Annotated in this window: 9 protein-coding genes; 2 read left to right on the top strand and 7 right to left on the bottom strand. The window is 55.2% G+C overall.

Translation table 11 applies throughout. From position 1 onward, the window contains the following. Positions 1 to 45 precede the first annotated feature (45 nt). The 5 genes from ACQG0T_RS15340 to ACQG0T_RS15360 form a co-directional block, all read right to left on the bottom strand. Complete coding sequence (locus ACQG0T_RS15340; protein ID WP_017383408.1) at positions 46 to 1,689, bottom strand: multidrug ABC transporter permease/ATP-binding protein; 1,644 nt, start codon at positions 1,687 to 1,689, stop codon at positions 46 to 48. 76 nt (positions 1,690 to 1,765) lie between these two features. Beyond that, entirely contained in the window at positions 1,766 to 2,419 is a 654-nt protein-coding gene (gene alkB, locus ACQG0T_RS15345; protein WP_271040367.1) for a DNA oxidative demethylase AlkB, read from the bottom strand. Next, positions 2,419 to 3,477 carry a bifunctional DNA-binding transcriptional regulator/O6-methylguanine-DNA methyltransferase Ada gene (gene ada, locus ACQG0T_RS15350; protein ID WP_252051264.1) on the bottom strand — a complete coding sequence of 353 codons (1,059 nt, stop codon included), beginning with the start codon at positions 3,475 to 3,477 and terminating at the stop codon, positions 2,419 to 2,421. The genes alkB and ada overlap by 1 nt, the downstream gene beginning before the upstream one ends. Before the next feature lie 72 nt (positions 3,478 to 3,549). Beyond that, positions 3,550 to 4,605, bottom strand: coding sequence for an FAD:protein FMN transferase ApbE (gene apbE, locus ACQG0T_RS15355; protein ID WP_015572290.1), 1,056 nt, complete (start codon positions 4,603 to 4,605; stop codon positions 3,550 to 3,552). 114 nt (positions 4,606 to 4,719) lie between these two features. Then, on the bottom strand, positions 4,720 to 5,811 hold the full coding sequence (locus ACQG0T_RS15360; RefSeq protein WP_017693024.1) for a porin OmpC: 1,092 nt from the start codon (positions 5,809 to 5,811) through the stop codon (positions 4,720 to 4,722). A 744-nt stretch (positions 5,812 to 6,555) separates the two neighbouring features. Between ACQG0T_RS15360 and rcsD the strand changes: the two genes are divergently transcribed. Beyond that, positions 6,556 to 9,228 carry a phosphotransferase RcsD gene (rcsD, locus tag ACQG0T_RS15365; RefSeq protein ID WP_017383411.1) on the top strand — a complete coding sequence of 891 codons (2,673 nt, stop codon included), beginning with the start codon at positions 6,556 to 6,558 and terminating at the stop codon, positions 9,226 to 9,228. Positions 9,229 to 9,244: 16 nt separating this feature from the next. Then, positions 9,245 to 9,895: a response regulator transcription factor RcsB gene (gene rcsB, locus ACQG0T_RS15370; protein WP_003859405.1), complete on the top strand. Its 651-nt coding sequence runs from the start codon at positions 9,245 to 9,247 to the stop codon at positions 9,893 to 9,895. An 84-nt stretch (positions 9,896 to 9,979) separates the two neighbouring features. On the opposite strand, the gene rcsC is transcribed toward rcsB, so the two are convergent. After that, positions 9,980 to 12,826 carry a two-component system sensor histidine kinase RcsC gene (gene rcsC / locus ACQG0T_RS15375; RefSeq protein ID WP_047733526.1) on the bottom strand — a complete coding sequence of 949 codons (2,847 nt, stop codon included), beginning with the start codon at positions 12,824 to 12,826 and terminating at the stop codon, positions 9,980 to 9,982. Positions 12,827 to 12,961: 135 nt separating this feature from the next. Further along, a complete protein-coding gene (gene gyrA / locus ACQG0T_RS15380; protein WP_015572288.1) occupies positions 12,962 to 15,598 on the bottom strand; it encodes a DNA topoisomerase (ATP-hydrolyzing) subunit A in 2,637 nt (878 codons plus the stop codon). Between the last annotated feature and the right edge of the window lie 70 nt (positions 15,599 to 15,668).

Raw genomic sequence — 15,668 nt, forward strand, 5'->3', positions numbered from 1 at the left:
TATATGAAAAATTAGTGTGCCGGGCGCCACCCGGCACAATTGCAATCAGGCCGTACGCGCCACCGCGTCCCGTGACGCCGCATCGCGCTCATCGCCGGTCAGCTCGCTCAGCTTGCCGTCGCGCATCTCCAGCAGACGGTCGGCGTGAATGAAGTAGTGATCGTCATGGCTGATGGCAAAAATGGTTTTTCCCATCGCCTGCATCAGCGGCAGCAGGACCTGATAAAACTCGCGACGGAAGTGCGGGTCCTGATCGGCGGCCCACTCATCCAGCAGGATGATGTCACGCTCCTCGGCCAGGGCCAGCAGCAGCGCCACGCGCTTCTTCTGCCCTTTCGACAGCTTCAGATTCAGGATTTTGCCATCCTGTAGCTCCAGCTTGTGCGACATTTGCAGGTGCGCAAGCCACTTCTCCACCAGCGCCGGATCCGCCTGCTGCCCTTCCGGTCCCAGCAGCCGGTCGAACAGCCAGACGTCGGTAAATACCGCCGAGAAGAGCTTGCGGTAGTCCTCCGGTTTCTCCGCGCTCAGCGCTTTACCATCCAGCAAAATTTCACCCGCCTGCGGCTGGTAGAGGCCCGTCAGCAGCATCGCCAGCGTAGATTTGCCGCTGCCGTTGCCGCCGATAAGGAACAGCAGTTCGCCGCGATGAATGGTCAGGTTTATCGGCCCTACGGAGAAGGCGTTATCCTGATAGCGGAAGGTAACGTTACGCAGCTCCAGCGTTTGCCAGTTCGGGAAGGCCTGCGGGCGCGGGAACTCAGCCTTAAACGGCGCAAGGTCGAATTTCTTCAGCTTGTTGAAGGCAACCTGAGCGCTCAGCAGCGTCGGCAGTGCGCCAACGGCCGACAGCAGCGGCGTGCGTAAAAACAGCAGCGTCAGGGAGTAGGTTGCCGCCACGTTGGTATCCGCCCACCCCAGGCTGTTCGCCATCCAGAACACCAGGCCAATCGCGCCCAGCATCATGATGTTGGACCAGTTCACGGCGCTCAGGTGGAACGTATCGGCGCGGATAATGTGATGACGATATTCGTGCGCATCCGGGATATAAAGATGGTTGAAGATATGCTCGGCACGCTCGCGGTTCAGCGTCAGCTCTTTGCGCCCTTCCAGCACCGTCTGATAATCGTTATAGAGCTTGTCTTCCGTTTCGCGCAGCACCGCCATGTGCTTATAGACGCGTGATACCAGCAGGAACCCGCCCCAGATGGTAATAACAATCCACAGCGCCGTTACCGCCAGCATTTTGCTGGAGAGCCAGGCGAGATAGGCTGCCGAGCCAAATGTCAGGATGATCCCCTGCACCAGCTCCGGCAGGCGCACAAAGGCGATGGTAATGGCGCGCACATCGCTGGTCAGCCCCGCCAGCAGAGAGGCACTTCCCAGCTGCTCGATGCGTTCCACCTGAGTATCAAGGATCCGTTTGATGAACTCACTGCGCAGACGGAAAACGAAATGGTGGCCGAGGGCGGTCAGCGCCAGCTGTGACCCGAGCGTGACTGCCATCAGCAGCAGCAGTAAACCCAGAAATTCCGGCAGGACGGAGAGTGACGTGTCGACCATTTCGATCAAACGCACGTTAATGAAGGCAATCAGGCCGATCCCCAGCGCCGCGCTGGCAAGGCTTAACGCCATCACCGCGATAAAAGGCCAGCGATACTGCCGCCAGACAAGAAGAAGTAGTTGCATGCAGAGCAATCCGGACAAGAAAAATCAGCCAGCAGTGTAAACTGCCTTTCACACACATCAAGAATAATTCTTATTTTTATTCTCTGTATGCCGCCTGACGGAACGTGAGGTTGTAGCGAAATGCCCCCGCCACCGGGTGATCGCCAGGTTTAAGCGGCTGAATACCGTGGTAAAAAAGCCGTGATTCACCGCCCCAGACCACCACATCACCATGCTCCAGCATCAGCCGTTTGAGCGGGTCGTTGCGCCGCAGGCCGCCAAACTGAAAGACAGCGGGCAGCCCAAGGGATACCGAGACGATCGGCGCGCGCAGGTCCGGCTCGTCCTTATCCTGATGCAAGGAGAGCTTTGCCCCAACGGCATAGCGGTTGATAAGACAGGCATCGGGTCGAAAATCAGGATAGCCGGCCGCCACGGCGGCGTCATGACACAGCGCCTGAAACGCCTCAGGCATCGGCGGCCACGGCTGATCCGTCAGCGGATCGTTCGCGGCATATACATAGCCCCGCTCATTCGTCGCCCATCCCAGTTCGCCGCAGTTGGTCATCGCCACGGACATGGTATACCCGCCCGGCGTAACCATATGGCGAAATGGCGAACAAGCGGAAACGGCATCAATAATACCGTCGAACAGCGCCGCCGCGCGGGAAAGCGCGAAGCGTCTCAGGATCGTCGCCCCCGGCGCGAGCGGCTCGTGCCAGGGTTCAGCATCAGCAAAAAGATCGAGCATTATCCCTCCGGGTTGTTCGCCTCACGTTTCAACAATAGCATCTTACGCGCTGCTCCCCAGCGATAACCCGACAGCGCACCGTCGTTACGCACCACGCGGTGACAGGGGATGACTATCGCCAGTTTGTTGGCACCGCAGGCCCCCGCCACGGCACGTACGGCATTGGGTTTACCAATGGCCTTCGCCACCTGCTGATAGCTTGCCGTTTCACCGCAGGGGATATCCCGCAGCGCCTGCCAGACCTGCTGCTGGAAGGCGGTACCACGGATATCCAGCGGCAGCGTCAGCGGCGTCGCGCGGCTGTCGACAGAGGCAATAACCTGCCGAACACGCCCGGCAAACGCGCCTTCCATCGGTTCACGGACGGCAAGCGGAAACAGTGACAGCAGCTCAGCCGTCAGCCCGGCGTCGTCATCACCCAGCAGTATTGCGCAGATCCCGCGCTCGCTTTCCGCCACCAGACAGCGGCCCAGCGAGCAGTCACTGATGGCATAGCGGACCGCAGCCTCTCCGTTGCGGTACTGTTTTGCCGTCATGCCCAGCGCGCCGTTGGCTTTACGGTAGTAGCTGCTGCCGTCCGGAAAGCCAGCGGCCAGTACGGCGTCGGTGATTTTACCGCCCTGTGCAAGCAGGGTGCGCAGGCGTTGTTCACGCGCGGCCTGCTGCCATGCTTTCGGCGTCATGCCGGTGACGGATTTAAACAAGCGGTGGAAATGGAACGGACTCATGGCAACCTGCTGCGCCAGTGCCTCCAGGTTCAGCGCGGCATCCTGTTCAAGCAGTCGACAGGCCAGCGCAATGTTGGCCTTTTTCTGCGCCATAGGGTCGACCTGGTCCGGCCTACAGCGCTTACAGGGGCGGAAACCCGCCTGCGCGGCCTGGTGAGCATCAGGATAAAAGCAGACATTTTTACGCAGCGCGTGGCGGGCGCGGCAGGACGGACGACAATAAATGCCGGTCGTCTGCACGGCAAAGACAAACTGGTTATCCGCACGCGGATCGCGGGCCAGTACGGCCTGCCAGCGATCCTCATCGGTAAGATGGGTTGTGTTTTTCATCATCGGCTCCTCTTACAAGCATACGCTCAGCTTGCCTGAACGCCACCGAACAAAAACCCGCAACCTTGCTTTTTAATTTTTTTCGCTCACCAGGAAGCTATTGAACTGCGGCGAACTCCAGGTTTTAAATCCGTCAGCCTCTTTGGTGATCATATAGACGGCCAGCCCTTCCTGACGCACCACCTCTTTGGCCTTCTCCGTGCCGAGCACCATCAATCCGGTATCCCAGGCATCCGCTTCCAGCGCGGTTGGGGCTATCACCGTCACGGACACCAGGTTGTGGGTAATCGGGCGTCCGGTTTGCGGATCAATCACGTGCGAGATACGTTTGCCATCCAGCTCGTAATAGTTGCGGTAGCTTCCGGAGGTGCTTATACCGTGCCCGTTGATGTCGACAATCGCCTGCACCGCGTTCTGCTGATCGGTTGGTTTTTGGATGGCCACTCGCCACGGCCTGCCGCTGGCGTTCATGCCCCGGCTGACGAGCGCGCCCCCGACGGAAACCAGATAACGCGGAATGCCTTCCTGCGCCATCAGGGCCGCGAGATGATCCGCAGCATACCCCTCGCCTACCGTGGAGAGATCCACAAACAGGTCGGGAATATCTTTTTGCAGGTATTGCTGACCGTACTGGGAGATCACCGCCAGATGCTGTAACCCTGTACGGGCGCGGGCGTCGTCGATGGCGGCTTGATCGGGTGTAGTCACCGGCTGCTTGTTGGGGCCAAATCCCCACAGGTTCACCAGCGGCCCCACGGTCACATCCATTGCGCCGTTGGTTTTGTAGCCCACGCGCATGGATTCCGTGACGATATCGGCCATCGCTTCGCTCACCGGCCACAGCGAGGTGCTGCTGGAGCGATTGAAACGCATCAGCGCTGAGTCATTTTTATAGGTAGAGAGTAGCTGATCGTCGGCATCCAGCTGCGCCTGAATTTTACCGCGTAATTCTTCAGCGCGGGATTTATCAATATCCATCACGCTGACGCGCCAGAAGGTCCCCATGGTTTTCCCTTCCAGCACCGTCGCGGCGGGTGCGTCGATTTTTGCGGGCTGTGTGGAAGAGTCACACGCGGTCAGGAGTAAAAAAGTCGCCAGAACGCTGGCGCGTAAAAAAGTCATATCCATTGGTTATTATCCTCATGCCAGGGCGGCAAGAGTACACTAAAACAGCGTATTTGTAAGACCCTAAAAAAGCATGAAAAAAGGGGCCTGATGGCCCCTTTGTCGCTGTATGAGCAATTAGAACTGGTAAACCAGACCCAGCGCGACGATATCGTCAGTACCGATACCTGCTGCGCGAGTGAAGTCGTTCTCATCAACCAGGTTGATTTTGTAATCAACGTAGGTGGACATGTTTTTGTTGAAGTAGTAAGTCGCGCCAACATCAACATATTTCAGCAGATCCTGGTCGCCGTAGCCGTTTTCCAGGTCCTTACCTTTAGATTGCAGGTACGCCACGGATGGACGCAGACCGAAGTCGAACTGATACTGCGCAACCACTTCGAAGTTCTGCGCTTTGTTAGCCCAGCCCAGGTCGCCCGCACGGGTCGCGTTGTAAGTCTGAGTATACTGTGCAGCCAGGTAGATGTTGTTCGCGTCGTATTTCAGACCACCGGTGTAGGTCTCTGCGCGATCGCCGTTACCGTAGGCCATGGCGTTCTGGTCATCAGTACGTTTAGAGCTGGTGACCGCCGTACCGAGTGCGAAGCCTTCGCCCAGATCGTAGGTCAGAGAGCCACCGTAGCCATCACCGTTCTGACGCAGTGCCTCACGACCGTTGTTGGTCTGGCCTTCGCCGCTTGGGCTGCCGTTTTTACCCTGGTACTGCAACGCGAAGTTCAGACCATCAACCAGACCGAAGAAGTCCTGGTTACGGTAGGTCGCGAAGCCGTTACCACGCTGCTGCATGAAGTTGTCAGAACCGTAGGTATCGCCGCCGAATTCCGGCAGAACGTCGGTCCAGGAAGTCACATCGTAAACAACGCCGTAGTTACGACCGTAGTCGAATGAACCCGCATCAGCGAATTTCAGACCTGCGAACGCCACACGCGTCCATGAGTTGTTTTCGTTCTCACCAGAGTTACCCTGGATCTGGTATTCCCACTGGCCGTAACCGGTCAGCTGGTCGTTAACCTGAGTTTCGCCTTTGAAGCCCAGACGCATGTAGGTCTGGTCGCCGTCTGCACTGTCGTCATCAGAGAAATAGTGCAGACCATCCACTTTACCGTACAGATCTAATTTGTTGCCGTCTTTGTTATAAATTTCAGCCGCATTTGCTGCGCCTGCCACCAGCAGAGCTGGTACCAGGAGGGACAGTACTTTAACTTTCATTTTATTAACCCTCTGTTATATGCCTTATTATTTACCACTGCTTACTGATCAACCCTCTTAACCAGTCGGCAAGTTCATTCTCCTCAAAAATGCAGAATAATCCAACAGGAATATGATACGAAAACTTTGAAGATGTTTCACTTTACCATCAACATGTTTCAATTTGTAAATTTGAAGGAACTTTTACAGAGCATAAATAGTTTAAAAATATAGCACGGATAATCAAAACAAAAATATATTCTATTTAATACAAGTGATTAGCTTAAAAAACGGTACAGCACTGAATGACAAAAAAATTCCCTTCAACACCACTAAAATAACTCTCGCTATCATCATTAACTTTATTTATTACCGTCATTCAGTTCTGAATGTCTGTTTATCCCTAATTGAACCGGATGCTTCGCATTCGGTTTTTTTTTACCTTTCTTTACGTCAGCCTACATTTTATGTGCTACCCCTCAGAAATGATAACGACTATTAACTAAATCCAGATTCCGGCTTTCGCTGAATTCTTTTTTATGCTATTGAAATTAATTTCTTGTTTATTCGTGCTATTTTCCTGCCGGTGCGATCGCGTATTTATACATTTCACGGGGTTTTGTACACCTTTCATCCGGGGACGTTGAAGCCGGTTACCCGGATAAAAAGTCAAGGTCATACCGTTAACGACGCTGGAAATTCAGTTATTACCCTTTATACTGCCCTATCCCATTACCGCGCGGCCATTACGGGTTAAACACATCGATGAGTCAGACTGAAACTACCGCCCCGAGCAAATTCTCCCTTCTACCGGGCAGCATCACCCGTTTCTTTCTTCTGTTGATCGTTGTGCTGTTAGTCACAATGGGGGTGATGGTTCAGAGCGCCGTTAATACCTGGCTTAAAGATAAAAGCTATCAAATCGTCGATATCACCCATGCGGTGCATAAGCGCATTGATACGTGGCGCTATGCGACCTGGCAAATCTACGACAATATCGCTGCCGCGCCTGCCACCTCGTCAGGCGAAGGGTTGCAGGAAACGCGCCTTAAGCAGGATGTGTATTACCTTGAAAAACCGCAGCGCAAGACGGAAGCCCTGATTTTCGGCTCGCACGACAGCGCAACGCTTGAGATGACGCAGCGGATCTCCTCCTATCTGGACACCCTGTGGGGCGCCGAGACCGTACCGTGGTCAATGTATTACCTGAACGGTCAGGACAACAGCATGATCCTGATCTCGACCCTGCCGCTTAAGGATCTCTCGTCCGGCTTTAAAGAGACCACCGTTGGCAGTATTGTGGATTCCCGTCGGGCAGAAATGCTGCAACAGGCCAACGCGCTGGACGAGCGAGAAAGTTTCTCGTCATTACGCCGTCTTGCCTGGCAGAATGGCCACTACTTTACGCTGCGAACCACCTTTAACCAGCCGGGCCATCTGGCGACCGTGGTTGCCTTCGACCTGCCGATTAACGATCTCATCCCACCGGATATGCCGCTGGACAGTTTCCGTCTGGAGCCAGACAACAGCACCCAAAATATGCGCACGCCGTCGGATAAAGAAGGCGCGGACAGCGTAGCGATCTCCTTTAATGGCTCAAAGATTGAGATTGCCTCATCGCTCAACTCAACCGGTATGCGTCTGGTGTGGCAGGTGCCTTTTGGCACCCTGATGCTTGATACTCTGCAAAACATTCTGCTGCCGCTGTTGCTGAATATTGGCCTGCTGGCGCTGGCGCTGTTTGGCTACAGCACCTTCCGTTTCCAGTCGGGCCGCCAGAGCGACTCGACGTCGGTATCAGCCGGGACCAGCAACGAGTTGCGCATTCTTCGTGCCCTGAATGAAGAGATTATTTCTGTGCTACCGCTTGGGGTGCTCGTTCACGACCAGGAGGCTAACCGCACGGTAATGAGCAATAAAATTGCCGATCACCTTCTGCCGCATCTTAACCTGCAAAATATTACGGCCATGGCGGACCAGCACCAGGGCGTTATTCAGGCCACCGTTAATAATGAACTGTATGAGATCCGCCAGTTCCGCAGTCAGGTCGCCTCGCGCACGCAAATCTTCATCATTCGCGATCAGGATCGCGAAGTGCTGGTGAATAAAAAGCTCAAGCAGGCGCAAAGGCTGTACGAGAAAAACCAACATGGCCGCGCGGCGTTTATGCAAAATATTGGCGATGCCTTTAAACAACCGTTAAAGTCACTCGCCACGCAGATTGCTGATCTGAGCACGCCGGAAAGCCGACAGCTCAGCAGCCAGGCCGACTCCCTGGTTCGTCTGGTGGACGAAATCCAGCTTGCGAACATGCTGGAGAATGACATCTGGAAGGGCACCCCTACGCTCTTTTCCATCCAGGACCTGATTGATGAGGTGGTGCCGGAAGTCCTGCCGGTGATCAAGCGCAAGGGACTCCAGCTGCTGATCAACAACCATTTACCGGCCAACGACGAACGTCACGGCGATCGCGATGCCCTGCGTCGCATCCTGATGATGTTGATACAGTATGCCGTCACCACGACGCAGATCGGCAAGATCACCCTTGAAGTCAGCACCGATGAGTCCACCGACGATCGTCTGACGTTCCGCATTCTGGATACGGGCGAAGGCGTCACAGTGAGCGAAATTGATAACCTGCACTTCCCGTTCCTGAACGATACCCAGCGCGACCACTACGGTAAGGCGAATGCCCTCACCTTCTGGCTTTGCGATCAGCTGGCGCGTAAGCTGGGCGGTCATCTGAACATTAAGGCCCGCGAATCCCTCGGCACCCGCTACTCTTTACACGTGAAAATGGCGGCGAATCCCCAGGAAGAGGATGAAGAGCGTCTGCTGGACGATGTGGTGGTGATGGTGGATGTGACCTCCAGTGAGATCCGTAATATCGTCGTTCGTCAGCTGGAAAACTGGGGGGCGTCCTGCATTACCCCGGACGAAAGGCTCGCGAGTCAAGAATTTGATCTATTTTTAACTGATAATCCGTCTAATCTTACTGCCTCAGGCTTGCTTTTAAGCGATGATGAGCCAGGCGTGCGGAAAATCGGCCCTGGGCAGCTGCGCGTCAACTTTAATATGAGTAATGCAATGCAGGAAGCTGTATTACAACTGATTGAAGAGAATCTGGCGCAGGAAGAGATCCTGGAGTCACCGTTAGGCGGCGATGAAAATGCCGAACTCCATGCCAGCGGATATTATTCGCTCTTCGTTGATACAGTACCAGATGATGTTAAGCGGTTGTATACTGAGTCCGCTGCGCAGGATTTTGCAGCGCTGGCACAGACAGCACACCGGCTTAAAGGGGTGTTTGCCATGCTTAATCTGGTTCCCGGCAAGCAGTTATGTGAAACGCTGGAACATCTAATTCGTGAGAAAGATGCCTCTGGCATTGAAAAATACATCAGCGACATTGACGCTTACGTCAAGAGCTTGCTGTAGCAAGGTAGCCTTATACATGAACAATATGAACGTAATTATTGCCGATGACCATCCGATTGTACTGTTCGGTATTCGCAAATCACTTGAACAGATCGAGTGGGTGAATGTAGTCGGTGAATTTGAAGATTCCACAGCCCTCATTAACAATCTGCCTAAACTTGATGCGCACGTGCTCATTACCGATCTCTCCATGCCTGGAGATAAGTACGGTGATGGGATCACGCTCATCAAATACATTAAACGCCACTTCCCGGACATTTCGATCATTGTTCTGACCATGAACAATAACCCGGCGATCTTGAGCGCCGTTCTGGATCTCGATATTGAAGGGATTGTGCTGAAACAAGGCGCACCTACCGATCTGCCAAAAGCGCTGGCGGCGCTACAGAAAGGGAAAAAATTCACTCCTGAGAGCGTCTCACGCCTGCTTGAAAAAATCAGTGCGGGTGGCTATGGCGACAAGCGTCTCTCGCCTAAAGAGAGTGAAGTTCTGCGTCTGTTCGCTGAAGGTTTCCTGGTCACTGAAATCGCCAAAAAGCTGAACCGCAGTATTAAAACCATCAGTAGCCAGAAAAAATCCGCGATGATGAAGCTGGGTGTGGATAACGATATCGCCCTGCTGAACTATCTCTCTTCCGTGACGCTGAGCGCAACGGACAAAGATTGATCTTCGCTGTCTACGCCGGGTGGCGCTCGCGCTTACCCGGCCTACAGCCGCCGGAGAAATAAAAAAGGCCCTTTCGGGCCTTTTTTATTGTCTCGCTTTTCGTACCCGCTCCGCATACACGGATAGCGTCTGCTTCAGTACATCCAGCGTGACCGGCTTCGACAGGCAGCTGTCCATTCCCGACTCCAGACAGCGCTGCTTCTCCTCCGCCAGCGCGTTGGCTGTCACCCCCACCACCGGCAGCGTCAGCCCCAGCTGTCGAATACGCTGCGTCAGACGGTAGCCGTCCATGTTAGGCATGTTCACATCGCTGAGCACAATATCAATATGGTTCTTACTTAAGACATTCAGGGCATCCACGCCATCATTGGCCGTTTTACACTGATAGCCCAGAGAGCCAAGCTGATCTGCGAGCAGACGACGGTTAATCGGATGATCGTCGACGACCAGAATCATCATATCGTCGTTCACCGACGCCAGCTCATCAGGGGAAGCCAGCACGGTGGCGCCGTCGCTGTCCTCAAGCTGCACGCTGTAAATACGCGCCAGCAAGCCCAGCAGCTCGTGCGGTGTCGCCACGCTGTGCACCCATACCCCAGGCGAACGCTCAAGCGGAATACCGATATGACGGCGGCAGAACATCACTACGCCCCGCCCCGCCCACGCCTGCTCCGGCTCAACGTCGGTGATCAGCATGTCATCCGCGTCCGGCATCTGGCCTTCGTAGCGTGAAACCCGCACGCCGCTGCTGGTCAGCATCGAGGTCAGGAAATCATGTAAGGAGGCGTTGTGCACCGCCAGCCAGCAGTGCTTATCGCTCAGCCCGTCGACGGTGGTTTTCGCCGGATAGTGCGCCGAATAGAGCGGAATACGAATGGTGAACTGGCTGCCCATGCCTGGCTCTGTATCGACGGAGATATCCCCGTCCATCATGCTGATAAGCTTCTCGCAAATCGCCAGACCTAGCCCGGTCCCCTGGAAATTACGCTGGACGCCGGTTCCCACCTGGAAGAACGGATCGAACAGGCGAACGACCTCTTTCGCCGGAATGCCAACACCCGTGTCGCGCACGCGAATGGTCAGGTACTCCCCTGCCCGACAGACGTGCAGCACAATACAGCCGATATCGGTGAATTTGATGGCGTTGCTCAGCAGGTTTGAGATGACCTGTTGCAGACGCATCGGATCGCCATGCAGCGTCAGCGGCACATCCGGCTCGATAAAGCAGTACAGCCCAAGCTGTTTACGCACCACCAGCGGCAGGTAGTTAGCGCAGATATGGTTCATCACTTCGCGCGGGGAGAACTCGCGCGGCTCTATTTTCAACTGCTCGGATTCAATTTTAGAGAAATCGAGAATATCGCTGATGATTTTCAGCAGCAGGCTGGACGAGTTGTTCATGGCCGTCACCAGCCGGTCGACGCCTTTCGGCAGCTCTTTGGTCTGGAGCAGATCGAGGTTACCGATAATGCCGTACAGCGGCGTTCGCAGCTCATGGCTGACGGTCGCGAGGAACATCGATTTCGACTGACTGGCCTGCTCCGCCGCCTGCGCCATATCCTGCAATGACTCTTCCATTTTCACGCGCGCAGAGACGTCCACCAGCACGCAAATGGCCACGTTTTCATTGCGGTAGCGAGAATGGACGAAGCTGATTTGCAGGTTGGTGTGGGTGCTGGTCAGCACATCCACAAAGTTAACCTGCTGACCGCAGATGATCTGCGTTAACCGCTGGCGGTCTTCATGCGTGAGCATGTTCAGGTAGTTATGGGCAAGCTCATTACTGAGGATATTTGTCCCGTCCTGAGTACGCAGGATGCAGATCCCCACCGGCGCCGAGGCGACAATTTTACGGTTAAACTGCTCATGCTCTTCCAGACGCTGAGCATCCGCTTCTGCCGGAATAAAGATCCGCCGCTCATACATTCTCGCCAGCATAAACAGCGCGACGCCTACCGCGATGTTCAGCAAAATGGCATTAAGGATCAGGATGCGAATGCGCTCCAGGACCTTGTCCACCGGCAGCGAGTAGACAATGCTCAGCGACGATGGCGGTAAACTTTTCTTCAGCACCAGCTCGCGGAACCCGGAGGTATAGCCAAACCATGACCGCTCCTGCATCCAGCTGGGTTCCACCTTCAGGCGGTTTTCAGGCCCGGTAAGGGAGATGAGCGGATGGCCGTTTTCATCCAGAATGGTCACGCCCATCGGCAGACTGCCCGGCGTGAAGAAGTTTTCCATGCGGATGGTTTGTTCAATCCCCAGCAGCGCTTGCAGGCGGTTTCCGAGGTAAACCGGAGTCAGGGCATAGAAATAGCCGACGCCCATGCGCGGCCCCTGGCTTATCCAGAAGATGTTGTTCCCGCGCTCTTCCTGAGGCGCATTGCGGTATTTCACTATACGCTCATGCAGGCTTTTCAGCGCGTCTTCGCGTTCGACGGGCATATCCCGCAGGCCGAAATCCGCCATGCAGAGATTTTCGTTGCCAATCAGGTAGACGCGGTTCAGGTCGTAGGCGGCCGAGAAGTTATCGCGCCAGTAGCGCATAAACCATGACAGGGACTCCAGTGAACCACGCCAGGCTTTGCCCATAGCGGAACAATCGGAGTCCGGGAAGAGCGGTTCGAAATCAGGTACTTCGGTTTTTTCATCCCGACCGCGGATAGCAAGAATGCCGTTCTCCGCCGTGAGTCGATTCTCAGCAATATACTTAAGCTCTTTCATCACGTCAGACGTGCGCTGGATATAGCGCTGAGCCTGATCCGAGCTTAAGTTAAACTCCTGGCGGATCTCCGCTTCTTTCTGGTGTAACGCGTTAACGATGTAAAACACCGAGAGCAGTGCCACCAGCAACCATAGCAGTAGCGCAAGCGCCCGAAACAGATAGCGAGAGACTTTTAACGTGGTACGAAAGGAGACGAGGTATTTCAAAGGGGCGAGGCTCCGCCGTCGGGGTCAAAAAGAATGTGGTTAAGGTAGCGGTAAACGCGGCTTGTCGCAACGTTCACTTGTCTGCTTGCGCAAAACAAAAGGGCCGGAAACCGGCCCTTTATGCGTCAGGAGACGTTACTCGTCAGCGTCATCCGCTGCTTCATCATCGGTGTCCGCTTCCGGGGCGATTTCATCATCCCCTTCCGCAACGCTGCCGTCGATAGAGTCGAGCTCTTCGTCATCCACCGGCTCAGCAACGCGTTGCAGGCCGACAACGTTTTCATCTTCCGCAGTGCGGATGAGGATTACGCCCTGGGTGTTACGACCCACCACGCTGATCTCAGACACGCGGGTACGCACCAGCGTACCGGCATCGGTGATCATCATGATCTGGTCCGCGTCGTCCACCTGCACCGCGCCAACAACGGAACCGTTGCGCTCGGTCACTTTGATGGAGATAACGCCCTGCGTGCCGCGTGACTTGGTCGGGTATTCGCTTTCCGCCGTACGTTTACCGTAGCCGTTCTGGGTGACGGTCAGGATTGCGCCTTCGCCACGAGGAACGATCAGGGAAACCACGCTGTCTTCACCCGCCAGCTTGATACCACGCACGCCGGTCGCCGTACGACCCATTGCGCGCACGGCGTTCTCTTTAAAGCGCACCACTTTACCGGCGGCAGAGAACAGCATGACTTCATCAGAACCGGAGGTCAGATCCACGCCGATCAGCTCATCGCCTTCGTTCAGGTTCACCGCGATGATCCCGGCAGAACGTGGACGGCTGAACTCGGTCAGCGCGGTTTTCTTCACGGTACCGCTCGCGGTCGCCATAAAGACGTTCACGCCCTCTTCGTACTCGCGTACCGGCAGAATAGCGGTGATACGTTCGTTCGCTTCCAGCGGCAGCAGGTTGACGATAGGACGACCCCGCGCGCCACGGCTCGCTTCCGGCAGCTGATAGACTTTCATCCAGTACAGACGGCCCCGGCTGGAGAAGCAGAGGATCGTATCGTGGGTGTTGGCCACCAGCAGACGGTCAATGAAGTCTTCTTCTTTAATACGCGCCGCAGATTTGCCTTTACCGCCACGACGCTGTGCTTCGTAGTCGGTCAACGGCTGATACTTCACGTAGCCCTGGTGAGACAGCGTCACTACCACGTCTTCGCGGTTGATCAGATCTTCAATGTTGATATCAGAGCTATTGGCTGTGATTTCGGTGCGACGCTCGTCGCCGAACTGATCGCGAACCAGCTCCAGCTCTTCACGGATCACTTCCATCAGGCGTTCTGCGCTACCCAGGATATGCAGCAGCTCGGCAATCTGCTCCAGCAGCTCTTTGTACTCGTCCAGCAGTTTTTCATGCTCAAGGCCGGTCAGTTTCTGCAAACGCAGATCCAGAATCGCCTGGGCCTGCTGTTCAGTCAGGTAGTACTGACCGTCACGCACGCCGAATTCCGGTTCCAGCCACTCAGGACGCGCAGCGTCATCACCGGCACGTTCCAGCATTGCCGCCACGTTGCCCAGATCCCATGGACGCGCAACCAGCGACGCCTTCGCTTCTGCCGGCGTCGGCGCACGGCGGATCAGCTCGATGATCGGGTCGATGTTCGCCAGCGCAACGGCCAGTGCTTCAAGGATATGGGCACGGTCGCGCGCTTTGCGCAGTTCGAAGATGGTACGACGGGTCACCACTTCACGGCGGTGACGCACGAACGCGCTCAGGATCTCTTTCAGGTTCATGATCTTCGGCTGGCCATGGTGCAGCGCAACCATGTTGATACCGAAGGAGACCTGAAGCTGAGTCTGGGAGTAAAGGTTGTTCAGCACAACTTCACCCACCGCGTCGCGCTTGATTTCAATCACGATGCGCATACCGTCTTTATCAGACTCGTCACGCAGCGCGCTGATGCCTTCAACGCGTTTTTCTTTTACCAGCTCGGCGATTTTTTCAATCAGTCGCGCTTTGTTCACCTGATACGGGATCTCGTGAACAATAATGGTTTCACGGCCGGTTTTAGCGTCCGCTTCCACTTCGGCGCGGGCACGGATGTAAATCTTGCCGCGACCGGTGCGGTACGCTTCTTCAATACCGCGACGGCCATTGATGATTGCCGCCGTCGGGAAGTCCGGGCCCGGGATGTGTTCCATCAGCCCTTCAATGCTGATGTCTTCATCGTCAATGTAGGCCAGGCAGCCGTTGATCACTTCCGTGATATTGTGCGGTGGAATGTTGGTTGCCATACCGACGGCGATACCGGACGAACCGTTCACCAGCAGGTTTGGGATCTTCGTTGGCATAACGTCAGGAATTTTTTCCGTGCCGTCGTAGTTATCAACGAAATCAACCGTCTCTTTTTCCAGGTCAGCCATCAGCTCATGGGCAATCTTCGCCAGACGGATTTCCGTATAACGCATTGCCGCGGCGGAGTCGCCGTCGATAGAACCAAAGTTACCCTGACCATCTACCAGCATGTAACGCAGCGAGAAGGGCTGCGCCATACGGACAATGGTGTCGTACACCGCGGAATCACCATGAGGATGGTATTTACCGATTACGTCACCAACGACACGGGCAGATTTTTTGTAGGCTTTATTCCAGTCATTGCCCAATACGTTCATGGCGTATAGTACGCGACGGTGTACCGGCTTCAGGCCATCGCGGACGTCCGGCAGCGCACGGCCAACAATGACCGACATCGCATAGTCCAGATAGGAGCTTTTCAGCTCTTCCTCGATGTTAACCGGTGTAATTTCTCTCGCAAGGTCGCTCATCTAACCGCTATCCCTCTACTGTATCCCGGATTCAAAGGTCGCAAATTATAACACAGCCGCGGTGATACAG

Origin of the sequence: Enterobacter cloacae complex sp. 302F9 (assembly GCF_050030335.1) — a bacterium.
GTDB lineage: Bacteria > Pseudomonadota > Gammaproteobacteria > Enterobacterales > Enterobacteriaceae > Enterobacter > Enterobacter hormaechei_C.